Genomic DNA, 18,790 nt, shown 5'->3' on the forward strand with positions numbered 1-18,790 from the left:
TCATAGCTAACACATTCTGAAGAATTTTTTTATTTTCTGAACACTATGATCACTTGCGATCTGCTCTGAACGCAGCAATAAGTGGCAAAGAAATGGCAAAGAAAAATCTCCCCAAATTCTCCAAAAATGACCGTCGATACTGGGAAGCCCGTGTTTACCGGCCAGCCTATCGAGACGGCAAAGGCAGTACCAAAGAGGCAGGCACTTTCGCCGTCAGAATCCAAGCACACGGGGAGCGACGTGGAGTCAGCCTGCGCGACACCTCTCAACGTGAAGCAGCCAAATCTGCCATGGCTCTTTCAAAGCTAATTGAAGCCATCGGTTGGGAGCGCGGTTTGGCTGAGTTCCGGGGAGAGGTTCCAAAAGCTAGAAACCTCCTCACGTTGGGCGAGTATCTGGCTGAAGTATCGGGTACCGGAGAAATCGCGCCGAAGACTCTCAGGATCTACGCCACCAAGGTTCGAAGAATTGCTGCGGATCTGGTAAAGCCAGCCCCGATTGGCAAAAGCGAGAAATTTGACTACGTGAACGGTGGCGCAAAAGCCTGGCAGGAAGCTGTCGAACGAATCCAACTGAGTCAACTGGCGCCCGACTCCGTGCAGGCATGGACCGGCAATTACTTGTCACAGTTCCGAAATAATCCAGCCAAACTTGCGTCTGCGACGAAGACCGCCAACTCCTGCATCCGTGCAGGGAAGGCAATCTTCGCTGAACGTATCCGGGATCGACTGACACACTTAATCTTGCCTGAACCTGTACCTTTTATCGGATTGAGAACGGCCAAAGAGCGTCCGACCCGCTATCGGTCGGAAATCGAAAATCCTGAAGTCCTCCTGCTCGCCGGGTCACGCGAGTTGGCCGGGGCAACTTCAGAAAAAGAATTTCAAGCCATCTGGCGAGAACAAGGCGGAGAAGACCCAGCTCCCCTGCCTACTCTCGCCGATCAAATCCGAGCGGACCTCAGGGCCAGCCGGAAACGAGAAGCGTTCAAATCCCTTGTTCTAGGACTCTGTGCTGGTCTCAGACGTGGTGAAATCGATCGCCTGCAGTGGTCCGAAGTAGACTTCGAACGATCCCAGATCGTGATCAGGGCCACCGACTGCTTCGCACCGAAAGCTAATTCAGTGGGCGACATCCCAATCGACGGGGAGATCGTAAAACTCCTAAAGGAGTGGAAGTCGACCTCCGTCTGCCGCTTCGTGGTCGATGGTGTAGAGCCTAGATCTGATACTGACGGTCATCACTACCGGGCAGAGCGCGCCCATATTGAGCTCATTCGATGGCTCAAAGGAAAGGGCCTTACTACACGCAACCCGCTCCATGCGTTACGGAAAGAGTTTGGTTCCATCGTCTGCGAGAAAGCCGGCGTATACGTCGCCTCTCGCCTTCTTCGCCATGCAAACATAGCAATCACGGCCGCCGTTTATACAGACGATCGAGGCCGTGTTACCTCAGGTTTAGGATCCGCATTGTCGAGAGCGGGAGTGTGAGATGCACCTCCTGCCATCAAATTTCGATCTCTACCGGGGTGGCGATCCCGAGGGAATTCGCCACCAGCGTGTAGATGTCGATATTCTGATCCGGCAAAGCAAACGAAACGGCTAGAGAATAACGGGTTTGTTTATCGAACTTTCCGAGATGATGCCGCTCGCGCCACCAGCCGACCGCCGGATTCCCCAGGCGCAGGCTCGGTCTCCATTTGGGGACTCGTATTTCTCTCTCGCAGACGAAGCTACCACCTAAGAACGGCATCAAAAGCGATCAGCGGCCTCATGAACGTGCTAATGATTACAAGAACCACCTCTAGGGGTCGATTAGGTTCAGACAATACCGCTGAGAATACCCTCAGAGCTCGTCATCTCCACGCCTTGAGAAGCTTGGTCACTCCCGCAGAGTCTGCTGTGAACCACTCTGGTTCTTCACGACCGACGAGTGCGTATCAGCAGATAGCCAATAGCCGAAGTTACAATGGTCGCGGTAGGGACTCGGGTTGCTGTAAAGACCGGTCACATCGTTTACACCTGTTCGGGCACATCCTTTACACTTCCGCCTCCTCTCCACCTCCGTCAAACCGCTCCCGCAGCGGCTCATACCAGCCCTTCGATTTACCCTCCATCGCCTCCAGATCCAACACCCCGATCCGCTTCCAGCAATACACCACCTCCCATCTCCGCTCGCCCGCAGGCCGCATCACCACCTTCTGGCCCGCGAACGCACGCCCCACCGTCCAGAACACATTCCGGAACGTCATCTCCCCTTTGCTTTTCACCATCCTGACTTCCTCCCCCGGCTCATACCAGCTCTCCGCCTCCCGCAGTTTCTCCGCAAGCTCCCGCGGCGAGGCCCGGTGCCGGCTCGCGGGGACATCGCCTCCCAACGCATCGTGCGGACGTTCGTGGTTGTAGCCCTCACGCCACTCCGCGAAGCGCTCCTGGCAATGTGCCAGATCCCGCCACGCCGTCGTCCGGGACAGCAACTCCTGGTTGAGCGTCCGGTGGAACCGTTCCTCCTTGCCCTGCGTCTGCGGATGACAGGGACGCCCGTGGCGGACCTCCACCCCCACTCTCAGCAGCCACGCTTCAAAGGTGGTGAAGAACCCCCGGCTGTCACCCCACGGGCGGCCGTTGTCACAGAGGATCGCATCCGGCAGGCCATACGTCCGGAACACCTTCTCGAGCCGCGGCTGGACCACCATCCCGCTCTCGCCTCCGCAGGCGTCCAGCAGCAGGTTGAAGCGGCTGTGGTCGTCGAGGAGGGTGAGCGGATGGCAACGGCCGCCACGGGCCAGTTCGACCGGCCCCTTGAAGTCCATCTGCCAAAGCTCGTTGGGTGAGCTGCGCTCAAAGCGCTTCCAACGTGGCCCCTCCGGTCTTGGCGGCGGGCCGAGCAGTCCATGCCGGCGGAGGATGCCGGTGATGGTGCTGGGCTGGGGCAGATCCCCGTGGCCCTTGTTCCGGAGCCATCGCCTGAGCTTGCGGGCACCCCATGCCGGATGCCGGCCGCGCGCATCGAGGATGAGCTGCTCGATCCGCTCCGGAGTTCTGAGAGGCTGGTGGTGGCGGGCCCGCGACTGCTCGGCGAGGCCCTCGACGCCCATTTCACGGTAGCGTGAGAGCCACTTGTAGCCGGTCGGCGGACTGATGCCGAAGTTCCGGCACAACTGTCTGAAGCCAATCCCGTCCCGAAGGGCCAATTCAACAAAGTCACGTTTGAGTTTCATCGCATCACAGGGTTGCCAGGGCATCGTTTTCCTCCTGCCGGAAGTGTAAACGATGTGCCCGAACACCCGTTAAGGATGTGCCCGGTCTGTACAGTTGCCCCGAGCCCCCCGCACAGATCCCGGCGGGCGGACTACCGCACCGGGCTCTTACCTTGAGTTCTGGCGTCAAAGAAGCGTTGTTCGGGATAAGGGTGATGGTTTCGGGGTGGCGGGAACCACCGGCTGGCATGGTAGCCGTCGTAGCCCCGGAGAACCGCACCGCGCCACGCCCCCTGCATTTTGATCGGCTCCTGAACCCTGTTGCAGGAGCCGTATCGTTGTCGTCATAGACATAGTGGGTATGACGATAACGAAAGAGGACGCCGGGAAGCTGATCAGGATGGACGCCATTGGCAGGATGAGGACCAGTGCCTCCCAACGGGAGGCACTGCTCGATGCCTATGGATCGAGCGGCTTGAGCGGCCCCGAGTTCGCTGCCCGGCATGGAGTCAAATACCAGACCTTCGCCACCTGGCTCCAGAAGCGGAAGCGCCGGACCGGAGGGTATCCCCCAACGGCTGCTCCTGATGGAGGGTCCTTCGACCGCTAAAGTGGGCACATGAATCCACATTCATCCTTCGCGGGCGATCTCCCACAGGCTCTCGGCTTTCCGGTTCTGAATGCTGGTCCGGAAAGCCGAAGAGTGCTACGCATATAAAAGGGATATTGGCGATGTTCCCGCAAAAGACATAACCCGCAAAATCCGGCATCATGCCGACCTCACGATGAATCCGTCACAATTCCGTCACAGCCTCCCCCTTCTTTGCTCGATGCATTCGCCTTTAATACGCCGATCAATGCTGATCGGCCACACTGTTCCGGCAGCCGCTTGTCATGGCCTCGCGCAAGTCCACCGTCCGCCCCCTCCCGTCTTCTGTTTCACGAAACCAAGGCGAAATCTCCCCTCTCCGTCAGGGTCTCATCGCCTGTGGACTCATCGTCGCCATTGGATTTCCTCCAGGCGCCGCATCCGGACATCCATTGGCTCCCGTTCGACCGATCGATTGGCGTTCAATCCTGCAACTTCCGCCTGAGGCAGGATCCGGAATTCCTTATTATCTGCGAAAACCCGGTCCCGGCGATGCGATCAATCCCGCAGGGCCATGGAAGCCCGGAGAAATTCCGGACGTGAACGATGTGCCGCTGCTCCCTCCGGACGGAGTGATGCCCTCCGGTCCTGCCACCCTCGGGCTTCCTATCCTCGCCTCCGGCAAATGTGTGATCAACGGCGAGGTATCCGACGCCGTTTCCCTCAATCCCGTCGTCGGAGCCATTGTCGATCTGCTGGGAACCGGCCGCACGGCGGAAACAGACGTCGAGGGCAGATTCCGATTCGATGGCCTGCCGCCTGGCACCTACACTCTCGAAGTTTCCAAACTCGGCTACTCCGGTGAAACCAACGTCACCACGGCCATCGAGGGCCGCCCCGCGGCAGTCCGCTTCGGACTCCGCGCCAAACCCGTCGACGATTCGATCGCGGAATTCACCCTCGAGGAGGAAACCATCGTCGGCGAATACACGGGGGACGGAACCACCGCCCTGTTCACCGACCTCGCGGTGGAATCGACCCTTTCCTCCGGATTCTCCAAAGACGAATTCACCAAGACCGGTGTCAGCGACGCTGCCGGTGCCGTCGGGAAAATTTCCGGAGCGAACATCGTAGGAGGCAAGTTCGCCGTCGTACGCGGTCTTGCGGACCGGTATGTCACCACTCTTTTCAACGGGGCCGGGATCTCTTCCGCAGACCCTTCGCGCAAGGCGGTTCAGCTCGACATCTTCCCATCCACCGCGATCCAAGGCATCGACATCAGCAAGACCTATTTCCCAAATCTGCCCGGTGACTTCGGAGGAGGAACCATCCGCATCAAATCCCTCAGCATCCCCCAGGAAAGGATCGCCGAATTCAAATACAAGATCACATGGAACTCAAACCTTGCTGACAGGATGCTCGTCCATCCTGACCGGGGTCTGGGTTTCTGGGGGGACGTGAACGAGCCGATCAAGGATTCCTGGATGTGGAATCTCAACGCCGATGGCAAACCCGAAAGTTTCGACACCGGCGGCAACCGCGTGGTTCCCGGCAACACTACCAACGCCGCACAGCGCGCCGCACAGATCGCCGAAGCCCAACGTCAGCAGGAGCTGGCGAACGGGGCGCTTCCCGGCCAGCTCCAGCTTCACAACTCCCAATCCTTTATGCCGAAGGAAGTCGATCCGGAGGAAGGCCACAGTTGGTCGATGGTCTACGGCGACCGCTTCAAATTCGACAACGGCAACGAAGCGGGTTTCGTCGCCGCGTTCCAGCATTCCACCCAGGACACGGTGAATCCGGAAGGGGAAGAGAACCGTTTCACCTCTCCCGCCCGTTCGTGGACTGAAGAAAGCTATGCCCGAGAGGTTGATTGGTCCGTCTATCTGAGCGGCGGTTACAAGGTCGGCGAGGATCACGAGTTCACCGCTACCTACTTCAAAAAACGCATCGCCTCGGACGAGATTACCCACGGTACGAACTTCACGATCGATGGTTCCGACATCTATGGATCCCTCGCCCGCAACGACGCGACCATTGCCCGTTACGGAGCATCGGCCGTTTACAAAAAGGAATTCTGGACCATCGATCCGATCATCCGGGACACCGAGGTGATGCAACTTGGCGGAGCCCACAAGAATGACTGGGGAACCAGGCTGAACTGGTCGCTGACGCGATCATCGGCGAAAGAATCCCGCCCACACTCATCCACTTTCCAGAACGGCATCCTGGACTTCTCCGATCCATCCATCGCCGCGGCCGCGGCAAACGATCCGGGCATCATCTACAATCCTTCCCTCGGTCAGATCTCGACCATCGAATACCAGACCTTCGTCAACGATGGCAACGGCAGCCAGGACTCGTCCCGGGAAACACAGGCCATCGATGAAAAGGCCCTGGAGATGTCGGCGGATCTCACCCAGGCGATTTATTTTTCCGACGACAAGGAGGATGGCCCGAAATTCGAGATATCCTTCGGCGGAAACAAACTGACCAAGGACCGGGAACAACAGGGCCGGGTCTATCTCTTGAAAACCGCCAGTTGGGAACGGTGGATCGCCCGCAATCCTCCGAGCTGGTGGCCGTCAGACATCGATCCGTTTTCCCCGGGTTCGCCGTTGGGATCGACCACCCTGCCGGACGGAAGCCCGCTTCCATCGGGATTCAATTCGGTCGGCGAATACCTCGCCGCGAATCCGGACAAGATCGCGGATTATTTCAACGGCTACGGCGGCGAAGGCGCCGGCCCCGTTCCGGGAACGGGCAACACGAGCGGCCGGGCAAACTATGTCAATCCGGACGCTCCATACTACGTTAACGGTTCAGGGCTCGAGGTCCGCAACGTGGGTTCCGAGCTGACACTCACCGGACTGTACGCGACAGGCGTTTTCTATGCCGACAACTGGCGGTTCGGCGGCGGCGCGCGGTGGGAGGAAGAGACGAAAAGTTATGTGGTCGCCCCTCTTCCGTTGACGAGTCTGCTCCCCGACAGCCCGGCACGCTTTGGCGAAGTCACAACCACCGCTTTCATTCCCTCATTGATCGGAGCGATCGACATCCTCGATGAAAAATCATGGCTCAACTTCGCATGGTCACGCACGGTCGCGAGGCCGACGTTCCATGAGTTCCTGCCGATCGAATCGATTGCGCAGGACACCGGCATCCTCCGCCGCGGGAATCCGGATCTCGGGGAAACGACGATCGACAACATCGACGCGTCGGTCGATTACGTTTTCAGCGAATCACTACGGATGACCGCTTCGGTTTTCAGCAAGAAGCTGTCAGATCCAATCGTGGTGGTGCAACGGGTCGACCAAGGCCAGAACATCAACACCTACATCAATGGCGATTCGGGATCGATCCATGGATTCGAGCTCGAGGGAACCTGGAAAGGCGATGGGCCGTTCTCGATCAACGCCAACTACACGTTCATCGCTTCGACGTTGAAATACACGGTGAACCAGGGCATCAACACGACGGATCTGGAAACGCGCTTCCCGTTCCAACCCGGGCAGATCATGAACGTCACCCTGGGCTGGGAACCGGTGGATTCACCGTGGAGCGCCTATCTTTCCACCAATTTCACCGACGAGTATCCGACGATCCTCCGGAGCGATCCGAATGCCTACGATGTTTGGCAAAAACCGCAGCTAACGATGGATCTGGTCGTCTCCCGCAAAATCGACCTCGGCATCCTCAATGGCACCGTCCTGCTGGGTTTCAAGAATCTCCTCGGGACGGAGAGCAAGCTCGAATACCGAGGAGATGGCGACTACGATGGCATGCTTTACTCCGTCGGAAGCCCGGGACGCTCTTATTCCATCGAGTTCAAAGGGACATTCTGAATCGCGTCGAAATCGACACACAAATTCCCTCCACCCCTTTCTATGGGAGATGATGATAAGGCGTGTAGAAAAGCTGAGGACGAAATGCTCCCCGACCTCATCCATTACGCCATGAAACCAATCCAGATCACCAAATTCAGCATTATCGCTCTCGCGGCCACCCTTCCCTCCGTTGTTCAAGCCGCCCAGATCGATGTCGTCACGACACAGACGGTGAACACGACTCCGTTCGGCACCAACGTCCGTGCCATCACCGGCAACACCACCTGGACCAAGGACAACATCTACATCCTCACCGACAAGGTGTTCGTCACCAACGGCGCGACGCTCACCATCGAGCCGGGAACCAAAATCTACTCCACCCTTGATGACAACGGTACCCCCGGAACCAAGGCAGACGACAAATTCGGATCGCTCATCATCACCCGCGGTGCGAAAATCAATGCGCAGGGCACCGCACAGGATCCCATCATCTTCACCACCACCGATGAACTGGAAGCCGAAACCCAAACCGACATCGACGGCGACGGCTTCATCGCTGAAACGCCCGGGGCCTTGACCTACGGCCGCTGGGGTGGTGTCGTCATTCTCGGAAACGCCCCGATCGCCAACTACTCCAACTCCACCACCAACATCGGCGAAGACCGCATCGAAGGTTTCCAACCCGCCGCGTCCACCGACCTTGACGCCGACGGACGCGCCGATGTCATCGAATACGGCGGCACCACCGCCAACGACGACAGCGGCATCCTCACCTACGTCTCCATCCGCCATGGCGGATATGTCTACGACGCCGCCACCGGCAGCGAAATTAACGGCCTCACCCTTGGCGGTGTCGGATCCGGGACCACCATCAACCACATCGAGGTCTACGCCAACGCCGATGACGGCGTCGAATTCTTCGGCGGGACCGTCAACACCAGCCACATCGCCCTCGTCTTCAACCAGGACGACTCGTTCGACATAGACCAGGGCTACACCGGCGTGAACCAGTTCTGGTTCTGCGTCCAAGCTCCGTTCGCCCAGGACGGCACCTCCTCCGGCCGTGACAACGGCGGTGAGTGGGACGGCGTCACTGGCACCATCGGCGACTACTCCGACAACTCCGCCCCCGTGATCTATAACGCCACCTTCATCGGTGCCGGAACCAACATCACCAGCGGCGGCAATCCGTCCAACGGCAACGACAAGGGCAACAACGCTATCTTCCTCGACGACCGCTTCAAAGGCAAAGTCTACAATTCCGTCTTCGACGACTTCCGCGAACACTTCATCGAAGCGACCAGCGACGGCAAAGGCACCGGAATCGAATTCGCCAACAACACGATCGGTCGCTTTGGTGCCGGGGCCTACAACGGCACGAACGCGAGCAACCTGACCTTCCTCAACACCGCCGCCCTCGCCACGGGCATCGTCTTCGACGCCAACGGCGCTCCGATCAACGGAAACTCCAACGGCGGCGTGAATCCGAAGTTCCGAGCCTACTCCCGCGACACCTCGTTCAATCTCATCGAAATCGATCCACGTCCGGCGACTGGATCCCCACTTCTGAGTTCCAGCCTTCAGGTCGGCGCACCTGTTTCGGTGAACTATCGCGGTGCCTTCGGTTCCGAAAACTGGGCCGCGGGCTGGACGAAATTCAGCACCAGCGGCACTCTACTCGGCGAACCAACCTCCTCCGGCGGCGGTAGCTTCGCCGATGCGGACGGCGACGGAATCTCGGATGCCGTCGAAATTGCAAACGCCAGCCTCGGTTTCAACCCTGCGGTCTTCAATGGCAGTCCTTCCACGATCTTCGACGGCCTCTACACTGCCGATTCGATTCAGGAACTCGCCACGGCAGGAAACATGATCGTTGAGGCCAGCGGCTCGAATGTGAATCTCAGCGTTCCGGTGTTCAAATCCGGAACACTGAGTAACGATTGGATACCTGCCGGAAATCTTTTGCTTACCGTTCCGAAGGACGGTGACAAACAGTTCTACCGCATCTCGATCGAAGGCGCGCAGTGACCAACGCTCCTTCTGACAAAATTGTCACCTTGGGGTCGTCGGCAAACACCGGCGGCCCCATTTTCATGATCTCCGCCTCACGTCATGAGTTTCCTCCACACCATTTCAGGACTTCTTCTCGTTTCCCTGCCTCTGGCAGCCCAGGAAGTCGCCCCTCCCACCGGTCCAGATGAACTCCGCGCCAACGTGCGCGAGTGGATTGAAACCATGCGCAGCATCCAGTCGGAGGAAAACGCGTGGGAAAAGGACCAAGAAGTTCTCAAAGGCTACAGGGAGGGACTTGAGAAGGAAATCGAGGATCTTCGCGAACAAATCGCACGGGCTCGCGTCCGCAAGGAAGGAGGTGACAAGGAATCGCTCGACAAGATCGCCGAACGGGATCGCTACATCGAGGCTCAGAACGAACTCGCGGCGCGGGTTCGGCAACTTGAAGAAGGAATCGTCGCCCAGGCATCCCTCTATCCGGAAGGTCTCCTGAAACAACCCAAGGTCGCGATTGGTGTCGAAAGCGCCAGAACCGGACTGCAACTTCCGCAGGATCGCCGGGGCGAAGATGTTTCGAAGAGGCTTTTCGCCGCGACCGAACTTCTTGCGGATGTGGAGAAATTCCAGCAGGGAGTCCATGTCCACACCGAACTCCACAAGGACTCCCAAGGCCGCGAATTCCGCATGGACGTGGTCTATTTCGGTTTGTCCGCCGCCTATGCCGTGAATGAGGACGGGAGTTTCGCCGAGATCGGCCATCCGGAGAAAGACGGTTGGAAATTTTCCGAACAAGCCAGCCTCGCCCCCGCCATCAAGTCCCTCGCTTCCTCAGCCCTCAGCGAAAAGGACGCGACATTCACACCCCTCCCCTTTCCCAAACCATGATGTTCCGCAATCTTACCGTCGCAGCTTCGCTGCTTTGTCCGCCGCTCCTTTCGGCCGCCACCCCTGTTGAGACCGCACGCGAGAGCATCCGCAAGGCGGCTTCCGAACTTCAGACGACCCGCAAGGAGTATTCGGATCTCCGGCTCGCACTCTACCGCGAAGTCAACCGTCTCGATGACGAAGCGCTCACGCTTGCCAAGGAACTCCGCACGCTGGAGCGGGAGGAAGAACTCCGCACATCGAAGGCACGCAGCCTCGATCGTGAGATCGACACAAGGAAAGCCGATTTCACATATGCTTCCGGCGTCCTGAACCAATACGCCAAGGCGATCGTCACACGCCTCCATCCCGCCGAATCACAACTCTACAAAGCCCGCATCGAAGGTCATGACCGGAAAGCGACGGCCTCGGCGGACAATCCGAAGCAGGAGATCTCCGAACGCGGCGAGATTCTGGAAATCGGACTGCAACGCCTCAACGGACTCGCGGGCGGCATGCGCTTCGACGGCAAAGCGCTCGGTCGTGCGGGCCGGGCGATGGAAGGAACCCTGCTCTTGCTCGGTCCTTCGGTGTTCTTCCGATCCGCGGATGGATCTTTCGAAGGAATCTCCACGCTTTCCGAAACCGGAGCGGGATTCCCGGCTATCGTACCCGTGAAGGACTCGAACGGCGGAATAGCGAAAGCGATCAACTCCGGTGAAGGCCCGCTCCCGCTTGACGGCACCGGCGGCCGGGCCATCGAGGAAGCCGTCAAAAGCCGAGGCTCCCACAGCAACGCCATGGAGCACGTCATGCTTTTCGGTGACATCGCCAAGAACATGATGTTCGACGGTTGGATCGCGATCGGTGTCTGTATCCTCATGATCGTCGTCGGTTGGACGGTAGCGATCCGGAAGTTCGTCTACCTGAACACCATTGAGAAAAGCACCAGTGAATTTCTCCGCCAGTGGTATCGGCTTACTTCCGATCTCACCGCCATCGATCACGGCGACACAGGCAGCGTGAAAAGTTTCGGAGGGAAAGCCGATCCGGCAATCCAGAAGATCGTCGAGAAATCCCCTCTCTATGAAATATATCACATCGGTTCCGAAGAAATCCGTCACCGGCTCGAACAGGACCGCATCCACAAGAAGGGACTTTCCGGCCGCTCGATCCAAGCCATTCGCGCCGCTCTCGACGCGGGCCTTGTAAGGGCGAATCACAAACTCACCAACGGCCTGATCTATCTCACGATCAGCATTGCCGGCGGCCCGTATGTCGGACTGCTAGGAACGGTCGTCGGCGTCATGATCACGTTCGCCATCATTTCCAAGGTCGGGGAGGTTGACGTCAACGCTATCGCTCCGGGCATCGCTTCGGCCCTCCTCGCCACCGTGGCCGGTCTGGTCGTCGCCATCCCGGCTCTGTTCGTCTACTCCTACCTGAACGGCCGCATCAAGAACATCGGCGGTGAAATGCAGGTTTTCATCGATGAATTCGTGACCAAGATGGCCGAGTTCTACCAGGGGGCCGACAACAAGGTCCCGACGGAAAACAGCCCAACCCTGTCCGAATAACCCCGCAAGGTCATGGCCTCAGCAGACGACAAAAGTTACGATGATATCAACGTCACTCCCATGGTGGACCTTTACCTGGTCCTCCTCCTCATTTTCATCGTGATGACCGCGGCCGGAGTGAAGGGTATGAAGGTCGAACTTCCGAAAGCCAGCGACAAGGCTGCAAAGAACCTCAGCGTTCCCAAGATCCAGGCGATCACCGTGGATGCGGAAGGAAAGGTCCAGCTCAACACGACTCCCGTCACGCTTGACGAATTGGAAAGCAAGCTCACCGCGATGAAATCGACCACTCCGGATATTCCGGTGATCGTCCGAGGTGACATGGCCTCCCAATATAAAGCGGTGATGGGTGTTCTGGATGTTCTCGGCCGACTCGGAATCGACAAGATCGGTCTGGCGACGCAAAAACCGAAATAGGCGCGATGCCCCCTCCGGATCCAAAACCTCCGTCCAAAGGACGCCAGCGGTTGCTTGTTGGCGGACTTCTCCTGCTGGTTCTCGCCGGAGGTGCGGCTTCGTTCCTGTTCAACGCCGGCGGCCCCGAAGAGGAAGAAGAGGAGATCGTCATCGTCGATCTATCCCTTCCGCCCCCCCCTCCGCCCCCCCCTCCGCCTGTTCAGGAGGAAGACCTTTCCGAACCGGAGGAATCCATGGATGATGCCCCCGAAATCTCCAACGCGGATACACCGGATCTCTCCGGTGAACCGACCACCGACATCGACCTTGGCATCGACGCGGGCGATCTCGGAAGCGGTCCCGGTGGTGCCTTCACCGTCAGTATTCCCCGGTTCTCCCGCAGAGGTGGCGGCGGAGACGGGAGCGAAAGCATGATGGACGGAATGGACTCTCCACCCACCCCTGTCAGCAAACTCCAACCCAATTACCCGAGTTCGCTTCTCAGCAAGGGCATTGGCGGACGGGTGATCGTCGTTTGCGTTGTCGACGAAAAAGGTCAGGTCGTCTCCACGAGTATCCGGCAATCCACCGGACATCCGGATCTCGACAAGGCAGCCATCGCGGCTGTCACCAAATGGAAATTCAAACCTGCGACCAAAGGCGGCCGGCCAACCCGTGCCAGCTGCACCGTTCCTTTCACTTTCGAAGTCAAAAAAAACTGATGCGTCCACCGCTCCCCATCCTCTTCATCGTAGCGTCCGCACCGTTTGCCACGGCGGACAAGATCGTCGCGCCCCCGAATCTTTACCGGGACCCCACCTTCACGCGGGAATTCATCGGCAGCTACGGCTTCCTGTCCGACGTGGAGCCGAAGGTTTCCGCGGAGGAACAGGCCGTGCTCGCCACCGTCCGGGATCTTTTCGAGAAGAACCAGTTTGTCGCGGCTGAAAAGGAAATCGTCGCCTTCATCAAGGAGACGGAGACACCCTCGGATCCCAAGAAACAACCGGGACAGATCAGTGCCGCAATGGTGTTCGTACTCGGGAACATGTACTTTTCGGCGGATCGTCCTGATGAGGCACGACGGGCTTTCCTCGAAGCCATCCGCCGCTTCCCTCGGTTCCGCCGGGCCCATACGAACCTCGGTTATCTCTACGTTTCCCGGAACCAGATCGAGGAAGCGGTTCCGATGATGCAGAAAGCCATCGAGCTCGGTGAAACCGGAGCGCGCACCTACGGACTGCTCGGCTATTGCTATCTTCAGCAGAAAAACGCGATCGCCGCCGAAAACGCCTATCGGCAGGCCTATCTCCTCGATCCGAAGAACCGCGACTGGAAACTCGGACTCACCCAGTCCCTGCTCGCACAGGAACGTCATGCGGAGGCATCCAGCATGCTCGGCACCCTGATCAACGAGTATCCGGAGGACCGGCAGCTCTGGCTCCAACAGGCGAACGCCCTGCTCAGCCAGGACAAGAAGATCGACGCGGCGGTGAATCTGGAGGTTCTCCGGCTGAAGGGCCATGCGACCGAAAATGATCTCAATCTGCTCGGTAACATCTACATGGATCAGGGTGAAGCCCAGCTCGCCCTGTTCGCTTATCTCGAAGCCTTGGACAAGGCTCCCAAACTCGACGTCGCGAGAGCCCTCAAGTCCGCCCGGATTCTCAACGACTATGGTTTCCCTGACAAAGCCGCGGAGTTCGCCCGCAGGATCTCCGAAAAAGGAAGCCTGACGGACAAGGAGAAGCTCGATCTCGATCTGGTCAAAGTGCGCATCGCCCAGAGTGCTGGAGAAACCGACCAACTCGGAATCCTCCTCCGCGACCTGTTTTCCAGGGATCCCGGCAACGGTGAGATCCTGCTCGAACTAGCCCGTTTCCACGACCAGAAGGCCAAAGACGAACAGGACGACGCAAAACGGACCACGGAACTCGGCGAAGCGAAGATTCATTTCAAACTCGCGCTCGAGAAGGAAAACGTCGCCTATCAGGCCAATCTGGGACTCGGCCAGCTTCTCGTCCGCGAGAAGCAATATGCCGAAGGTCTGCCATATCTCGAAAAATCCCTCGCGTTGAAGAGCGGGGACAAATCCAGCCTCGAACAATATGTGAGCCGGGTGAAAAGGGCAGCCGACCGTGACTCGCAGAGGAAAGAACGGGAGGCGACCGAAAGGGCGGAAGCCGCGGCCGAGCCTGTGAAGAAAAAACTCCAATGACAATGACGCCTCCTCCCCCGAAGATCCTCGTTCTCGGCGTCCTGCTGCTGCCTTTGGCGAAAGCCAATGAAGCGCTTGACGTCCTCGAAGGCAGAACCGATCCGGCGACGGTGGAACTGCCATCGACACCTGAAGGTTCCACAACCGCCGCAAAGGAGAACGAACGGATCACCTACCCCGAACAGCAATGGCCTCCCGGGCCGCTGGATCCATTCTGGCAGCGGACGATCCTCTATTCGAATCCCGACAACCCCTATGTCCAGAAAGTCGCCTTGTCCGGTCTACTCGAATGGCAGGGCGCGTGGGGGAAAATCAACGGCGATGACAACGATCGCAATCTCGACAGCACCCGTACCCGGCGCGCGCGGCTTGGCGCCCGCATGAGGGTTTTCCGGAACACCGACATCGAAGTGACGGGCGAGTTCACAGGTGATTCGGATTACCACGGCATCGAACGCCTCAGCGGAACCACCGAAATCAGACCGGACATTTCGGTCACCTATGGAAAATTCCGCCCTTCGTTCGGAACGGAATACCGCACCCCCGACGAGCTTCTTCCCTATCCCGATCGGACCCTCCTTTCGAACCTGCTCGCTCCCGCAAGCACGATCGGCGCAGCGGTGAGTCACAAGCGTGGCGAATGGGACTTCGGTCTCGGTTGGTTTTCCAATGAATCCGATCCCTATATTCCTTCCGTCGAAGGACCGGGTTTCCTGAATCTCAACATTTCAAGGACCGTCAGCCGGATGTCGGGAAATCAACCGACCCGCACCCGCTGGCATCTCGATTACATTCACAACCTCGATCCGGACGGCTCCAGCTCGGTTCCCCGATTCGACGTGAAGGACCGGCGTTCCGCCAACGGAAGCCAACGGGTCGGTTCGAATCCGACATTCCGCCACCTGGTTTCCGCAGGAGTCACCCTCGAGTCGCCAACCTACGGCTTCACAGGGGATTTTATGTGGGGTCGCGGAGATACCACGGTATGGGGCATGAATTTCAGCCCCTACTACTGGGCGATTCCGGGACGCCTGAAGATCGTGGGAAGATACCAGTTCGCGGATTCGGACGATCCCGGAGCCCTCGTCACATCCTTGGGAGCTTCGTCCGATCCCTACTTCGACGATACCCCCTTCGTCATTGGCGACGAGTTTCACTCATTCTATCTCGGCACGAACTGGCACATCAATCAAAACCGGCTCGTCCTGACGGGAGGGGTCGAATACTCCGACATGAAAGATGACTCCGGTGGCGGAGCTGATGTCGACTCTTGGATCTGGCATGCCGGGGCGAGAATCTCATTTTGATCATCAACTTCACGAACACGCTGTAGTGTATTGCGGAGCAAATCCGATCTAAAATTTCGGGTTCTGCCTTTATTTAAGTAGACCGGCAGGTCGCCATACACCACTCCTCGATCTTGGAGCGAATCGAATCCCGGACCGTCCGGAATCCACGTACTCGTTCTTCGTCAGTGCCGGAAAGAGCTGCAGGATCATCAAACGGCCAATGCAACCTCTCGAATGATCGGACGACGATCGGACAGCGCTCTTCAACAGTTTCGGGGCATAGTGAAATCGCTTTTACGAATACCTTTCCGGTCTTGAAAACATCAAAAACAGCCTGTGTCTTGTTTGACGCGATATCGATCCCGATTTCGTTCATCACCTGAACCGCCAGCGGATGAATTTCCCCTGGCGTGATTCCAGCGCTTTCGGCGGTAAAGAATTCTGAACACAAGCGGTTCACGAGAGCGGCAGCCATTTGGCTTCTCGCGCTATTGTGGTAACAGATAAATAGAATGCTACTTTTCATGGGTGCAGAGCGTGGTCAAATTTCGTCCCGTCTGTGCCTGATGTCTTTTGCTTTCCCTAGATAGACGGCGTCTTCTCCGATGTTCTGGGAGAGATCCCCGATCCGCTCCAACGATCTGCAGGCGAAAATCAGATGAAGATAGATGTCCGTGCGCGCTCCACCGCTGGCAAGGTTCGCACTGTACCCGGCAACTATTTCCTTATACAGACGGTCAAGCTCCTTGTCTTTGGCTTGCAATGATTCGCCAAGACTTGCATCCGAATCCAGCAGCGACACCAAGGCATCAGCCAACTCAGAAGCGGCCAGCATGTAAAGCCGCCGGAAATTTCCCAGATCCGGATCTGGCGCCGCCGCTCCGATACCGAGGATTTTTCTCCCCCTCTTAGCAATATTTACGGCATGATCAGAAATCCGCTCAAGATTGCTGGCCACTTTCATGGCACTGAGGACAAAACGGAGATCGGTGGCGACGGGATGAAATTTCAACAGGATCTCAATGGAAATTCCATCGATACGAACCTGAGCGTCATCCACCTCATTGTCATCGGCGATGACCAGCTTGCACAGCTCCAGATCACCGCCGACAAGACCTTCCACAGCCCGGTCCAAATTGCTCCGGGTTTGTGCACCCATTTTCACGATCTCCTCCCGAAGGAGGTCCATCGCATCGTTAAAATCGTGGAGAATGTGTCGAGTATTCATGAGTAGGAGATGAGAGAAACATTTCGATTAACCGAATCTTCCGCTGATGTATTCTTCCGTTTCGTGGCGTGTCGGATTCTTGAAAATTTTTCCCGTGTTCCCTTCCTCAATGAGCTCGCCGAGGTAGAAGAATGCCGTCCGGTTGGAAACCCGGGTCGCCTGCTGCATGTTGTGGGTCACGATGACAATGGTGAATTCGTCCCTGAGAGAGGAGATCAGTTCCTCCACCTTCGCCGTGGCCACTGGGTCCAGTGCGGAACAAGGCTCATCCATCAACAGCACCTCCGGCTTGATGGCGATCGATCGGGCGATGCAGAGTCTCTGCTGCTGCCCCCCCGAAAGCGCGTGCGCACTCTCATGGAGCCGGCCCTTCACTTCATCCCAAAGGGCGGCCAGCGTGAGGGATCGTTCCACCGCTTCATCCAGGACGGGCTTCCGCCGTTCACCCCGGATTCTCAGTCCGTAGGCCACATTCTCGTAGATACTCCGCGGAAATGGATTGGACTTCTGGAAGACCATCCCCACCCGGTTGCGGAGCTCCACGGGATCGACATCCTCTCCATGAATCTCCTCACCTGCGATGTGTATTGTGCCCTTGGTGACCCGGGCACCTGGCACGAAGTCATTCATCCGGTTGAAGCAGCGCAGCAACGTGGATTTGCCGCAACCCGACGGCCCGATAAAAGCCATTACATCGCCCTTGTTGATACGAAGATTAATGTTCTTGAGCGCGGGGGTGTGACCATAGCGGAATTCCACATCGGTTGCTTCGATCACGGGTATCTCGGAGGGAACTGGCATCATGGATTCAACTGAATTTTCCGGAAATGTAAGCTTCGGTCTTTTCATCGCGAGGGTTCTCAAACACCTCGCGTGTAGGGGCGAATTCAACGAGCTGGCCCATGTAGAGAAAGGCGGTCAGATCGGAGCAGCGCGAAGCTTGCTCCATGTTGTGGGTCACGATCACGATCGTGAATTGATCGCTCAGGGTGCTGATCAGCTCCTCGATCCTGAGCGTGGCCTTCGGATCAAGCGCCGCGCATGGCTCGTCCATGAGAAGGATTTCCGGTTCGTTAGCGATGGCCCTGGCGATGCACAGCCTCTGTTGCTGGCCGCCCGATAGTCCAAGCGCGCTTTGGTGAAGGCGGTCCTTCACCTCGTCCCAGAGAGCGGCGGAGCGAAGGGATCTTTCCACCACTTCGTCGAGTTTCCGCTTCGAGCCGCCACCCGAGACCCGCAGGCTGAACGCGACGTTCTCATAGATCGATTTAGGGAACGGGTTGTACTTCTGGAAAACCATTCCCACCCTTTTGCGGAGCGAGATGACTTCCACCTTCGGGTCATAGAGGCTCTGGTCCCCGATGCGAATGTCACCCTCGTGGCGGATCCCGTCGACGAGATCGTTCATGCGGTTGAGATTCCGCAGGAGAGTCGATTTGCCGCAACCCGATGGCCCGATGAAGGCGGTGACCTGCCGCTCCGGAATGGCCATGTCCACCCCGTGAAGCACTTTCTTTTCTCCATAGAAGAAGCTGAAGTCATCCACGCGGATGAAATCCGGCCTCGGTGTGATTTCTTGGATCATGGTCA

At 57.9% G+C, this 18,790-nt stretch carries 16 protein-coding genes; 10 read left to right on the forward strand and 6 right to left on the reverse strand.

The features are described from left to right. The first annotated feature begins 92 nt into the window (after window positions 1–92). Window positions 93–1,490, forward strand: coding sequence for a tyrosine-type recombinase/integrase (locus tag KF712_13730; GenBank protein MBX3742052.1), 1,398 nt, complete (start codon window positions 93–95; stop codon window positions 1,488–1,490). Between the two features lie 16 nt (window positions 1,491–1,506). On the opposite strand, the gene KF712_13735 is transcribed toward KF712_13730, so the two are convergent. Beyond that, entirely contained in the window at window positions 1,507–1,752 is a 246-nt protein-coding gene (locus KF712_13735; protein MBX3742053.1) for a hypothetical protein, read from the reverse strand. A gap of 286 nt (window positions 1,753–2,038) precedes the next feature. After that, window positions 2,039–3,220: an IS481 family transposase gene (locus KF712_13740; GenBank protein MBX3742054.1), complete on the reverse strand. Its 1,182-nt coding sequence runs from the start codon at window positions 3,218–3,220 to the stop codon at window positions 2,039–2,041. Window positions 3,221–3,560: 340 nt separating this feature from the next. On the opposite strand from KF712_13740, the gene KF712_13745 reads away from it, so the two are divergent. From KF712_13745 to KF712_13785, 9 genes are all read left to right on the forward strand, one after another. Then, the gene (locus KF712_13745) at window positions 3,561–3,809 is read left to right on the forward strand and encodes a hypothetical protein (protein ID MBX3742055.1); all 249 of its coding nucleotides are present in this window, start codon (window positions 3,561–3,563) and stop codon (window positions 3,807–3,809) included. 578 nt (window positions 3,810–4,387) lie between these two features. Next, window positions 4,388–7,633 (forward strand): carboxypeptidase regulatory-like domain-containing protein, encoded by a 3,246-nt coding sequence (locus tag KF712_13750; GenBank protein ID MBX3742056.1) that lies wholly within the window; start codon window positions 4,388–4,390, stop codon window positions 7,631–7,633. A gap of 111 nt (window positions 7,634–7,744) precedes the next feature. Then, complete coding sequence (locus tag KF712_13755) at window positions 7,745–9,643, forward strand: hypothetical protein (GenBank protein ID MBX3742057.1); 1,899 nt, start codon at window positions 7,745–7,747, stop codon at window positions 9,641–9,643. A gap of 84 nt (window positions 9,644–9,727) precedes the next feature. Further along, window positions 9,728–10,513: a hypothetical protein gene (locus tag KF712_13760; GenBank protein MBX3742058.1), complete on the forward strand. Its 786-nt coding sequence runs from the start codon at window positions 9,728–9,730 to the stop codon at window positions 10,511–10,513. Continuing rightward, window positions 10,510–12,069 carry a MotA/TolQ/ExbB proton channel family protein gene (locus KF712_13765; protein MBX3742059.1) on the forward strand — a complete coding sequence of 520 codons (1,560 nt, stop codon included), beginning with the start codon at window positions 10,510–10,512 and terminating at the stop codon, window positions 12,067–12,069. The genes KF712_13760 and KF712_13765 overlap by 4 nt, the downstream gene beginning before the upstream one ends. Window positions 12,070–12,081: 12 nt before the next feature. Further along, window positions 12,082–12,486 carry a biopolymer transporter ExbD gene (locus tag KF712_13770; GenBank protein ID MBX3742060.1) on the forward strand — a complete coding sequence of 135 codons (405 nt, stop codon included), beginning with the start codon at window positions 12,082–12,084 and terminating at the stop codon, window positions 12,484–12,486. 5 nt (window positions 12,487–12,491) lie between these two features. Continuing rightward, on the forward strand, window positions 12,492–13,187 hold the full coding sequence (locus KF712_13775) for an energy transducer TonB (protein MBX3742061.1): 696 nt from the start codon (window positions 12,492–12,494) through the stop codon (window positions 13,185–13,187). Next, window positions 13,187–14,683: a tetratricopeptide repeat protein gene (locus KF712_13780; GenBank protein ID MBX3742062.1), complete on the forward strand. Its 1,497-nt coding sequence runs from the start codon at window positions 13,187–13,189 to the stop codon at window positions 14,681–14,683. Before KF712_13775 ends, KF712_13780 begins: the two co-directional genes overlap by 1 nt. Window positions 14,684–14,685: 2 nt before the next feature. Next, window positions 14,686–15,990 (forward strand): hypothetical protein, encoded by a 1,305-nt coding sequence (locus KF712_13785; protein ID MBX3742063.1) that lies wholly within the window; start codon window positions 14,686–14,688, stop codon window positions 15,988–15,990. 73 nt (window positions 15,991–16,063) lie between these two features. Here the strand turns inward: KF712_13785 and KF712_13790 are convergent, their stop codons facing one another. From KF712_13790 to pstB (KF712_13805), 4 genes are all read right to left on the reverse strand, one after another. Further along, window positions 16,064–16,447, reverse strand: coding sequence for an arsenate reductase ArsC (locus KF712_13790; GenBank protein MBX3742064.1), 384 nt, complete (start codon window positions 16,445–16,447; stop codon window positions 16,064–16,066). A gap of 66 nt (window positions 16,448–16,513) precedes the next feature. Continuing rightward, entirely contained in the window at window positions 16,514–17,200 is a 687-nt protein-coding gene (phoU, locus tag KF712_13795) for a phosphate signaling complex protein PhoU (GenBank protein MBX3742065.1), read from the reverse strand. Window positions 17,201–17,227: 27 nt separating this feature from the next. Next, the gene (gene pstB, locus KF712_13800) at window positions 17,228–18,004 is read right to left on the reverse strand and encodes a phosphate ABC transporter ATP-binding protein (GenBank protein MBX3742066.1); all 777 of its coding nucleotides are present in this window, start codon (window positions 18,002–18,004) and stop codon (window positions 17,228–17,230) included. Window positions 18,005–18,008: 4 nt separating this feature from the next. Then, window positions 18,009–18,785 carry a phosphate ABC transporter ATP-binding protein gene (pstB, locus tag KF712_13805; GenBank protein MBX3742067.1) on the reverse strand — a complete coding sequence of 259 codons (777 nt, stop codon included), beginning with the start codon at window positions 18,783–18,785 and terminating at the stop codon, window positions 18,009–18,011. Window positions 18,786–18,790 lie beyond the last annotated feature (5 nt).

It is taken from the genome of Akkermansiaceae bacterium, assembly GCA_019634595.1.
Lineage (GTDB): Bacteria > Verrucomicrobiota > Verrucomicrobiia > Verrucomicrobiales > Akkermansiaceae > Luteolibacter.

What these genes read in the sequence shown, in the direction of transcription:
- KF712_13735 (MBX3742053.1), bottom strand. Translation starts at nt 1,752, where the DNA reads ATGCCGTTCTTAGGTGGTAGCTTCGTCTGCGAGAGAGAAATACGAGTC.
- KF712_13765 (MBX3742059.1), top strand. Translation starts at nt 10,510, where the DNA reads ATGATGTTCCGCAATCTTACCGTCGCAGCTTCGCTGCTTTGTCCGCCG.
- phoU (MBX3742065.1), bottom strand. Translation starts at nt 17,200, where the DNA reads ATGAATACTCGACACATTCTCCACGATTTTAACGATGCGATGGACCTC.
- KF712_13775 (MBX3742061.1), top strand. Translation starts at nt 12,492, where the DNA reads ATGCCCCCTCCGGATCCAAAACCTCCGTCCAAAGGACGCCAGCGGTTG.
- KF712_13755 (MBX3742057.1), top strand. Translation starts at nt 7,745, where the DNA reads ATGAAACCAATCCAGATCACCAAATTCAGCATTATCGCTCTCGCGGCC.
- KF712_13730 (MBX3742052.1), top strand. Translation starts at nt 93, where the DNA reads ATGGCAAAGAAAAATCTCCCCAAATTCTCCAAAAATGACCGTCGATAC.
- KF712_13790 (MBX3742064.1), bottom strand. Translation starts at nt 16,447, where the DNA reads ATGGCTGCCGCTCTCGTGAACCGCTTGTGTTCAGAATTCTTTACCGCC.
- pstB (MBX3742066.1), bottom strand. Translation starts at nt 18,004, where the DNA reads ATGATGCCAGTTCCCTCCGAGATACCCGTGATCGAAGCAACCGATGTG.
- pstB (MBX3742067.1), bottom strand. Translation starts at nt 18,785, where the DNA reads ATGATCCAAGAAATCACACCGAGGCCGGATTTCATCCGCGTGGATGAC.
- KF712_13780 (MBX3742062.1), top strand. Translation starts at nt 13,187, where the DNA reads ATGCGTCCACCGCTCCCCATCCTCTTCATCGTAGCGTCCGCACCGTTT.
- KF712_13760 (MBX3742058.1), top strand. Translation starts at nt 9,728, where the DNA reads ATGAGTTTCCTCCACACCATTTCAGGACTTCTTCTCGTTTCCCTGCCT.
- KF712_13785 (MBX3742063.1), top strand. Translation starts at nt 14,686, where the DNA reads ATGACGCCTCCTCCCCCGAAGATCCTCGTTCTCGGCGTCCTGCTGCTG.
- KF712_13740 (MBX3742054.1), bottom strand. Translation starts at nt 3,220, where the DNA reads ATGAAACTCAAACGTGACTTTGTTGAATTGGCCCTTCGGGACGGGATT.
- KF712_13770 (MBX3742060.1), top strand. Translation starts at nt 12,082, where the DNA reads ATGGCCTCAGCAGACGACAAAAGTTACGATGATATCAACGTCACTCCC.
- KF712_13745 (MBX3742055.1), top strand. Translation starts at nt 3,561, where the DNA reads ATGACGATAACGAAAGAGGACGCCGGGAAGCTGATCAGGATGGACGCC.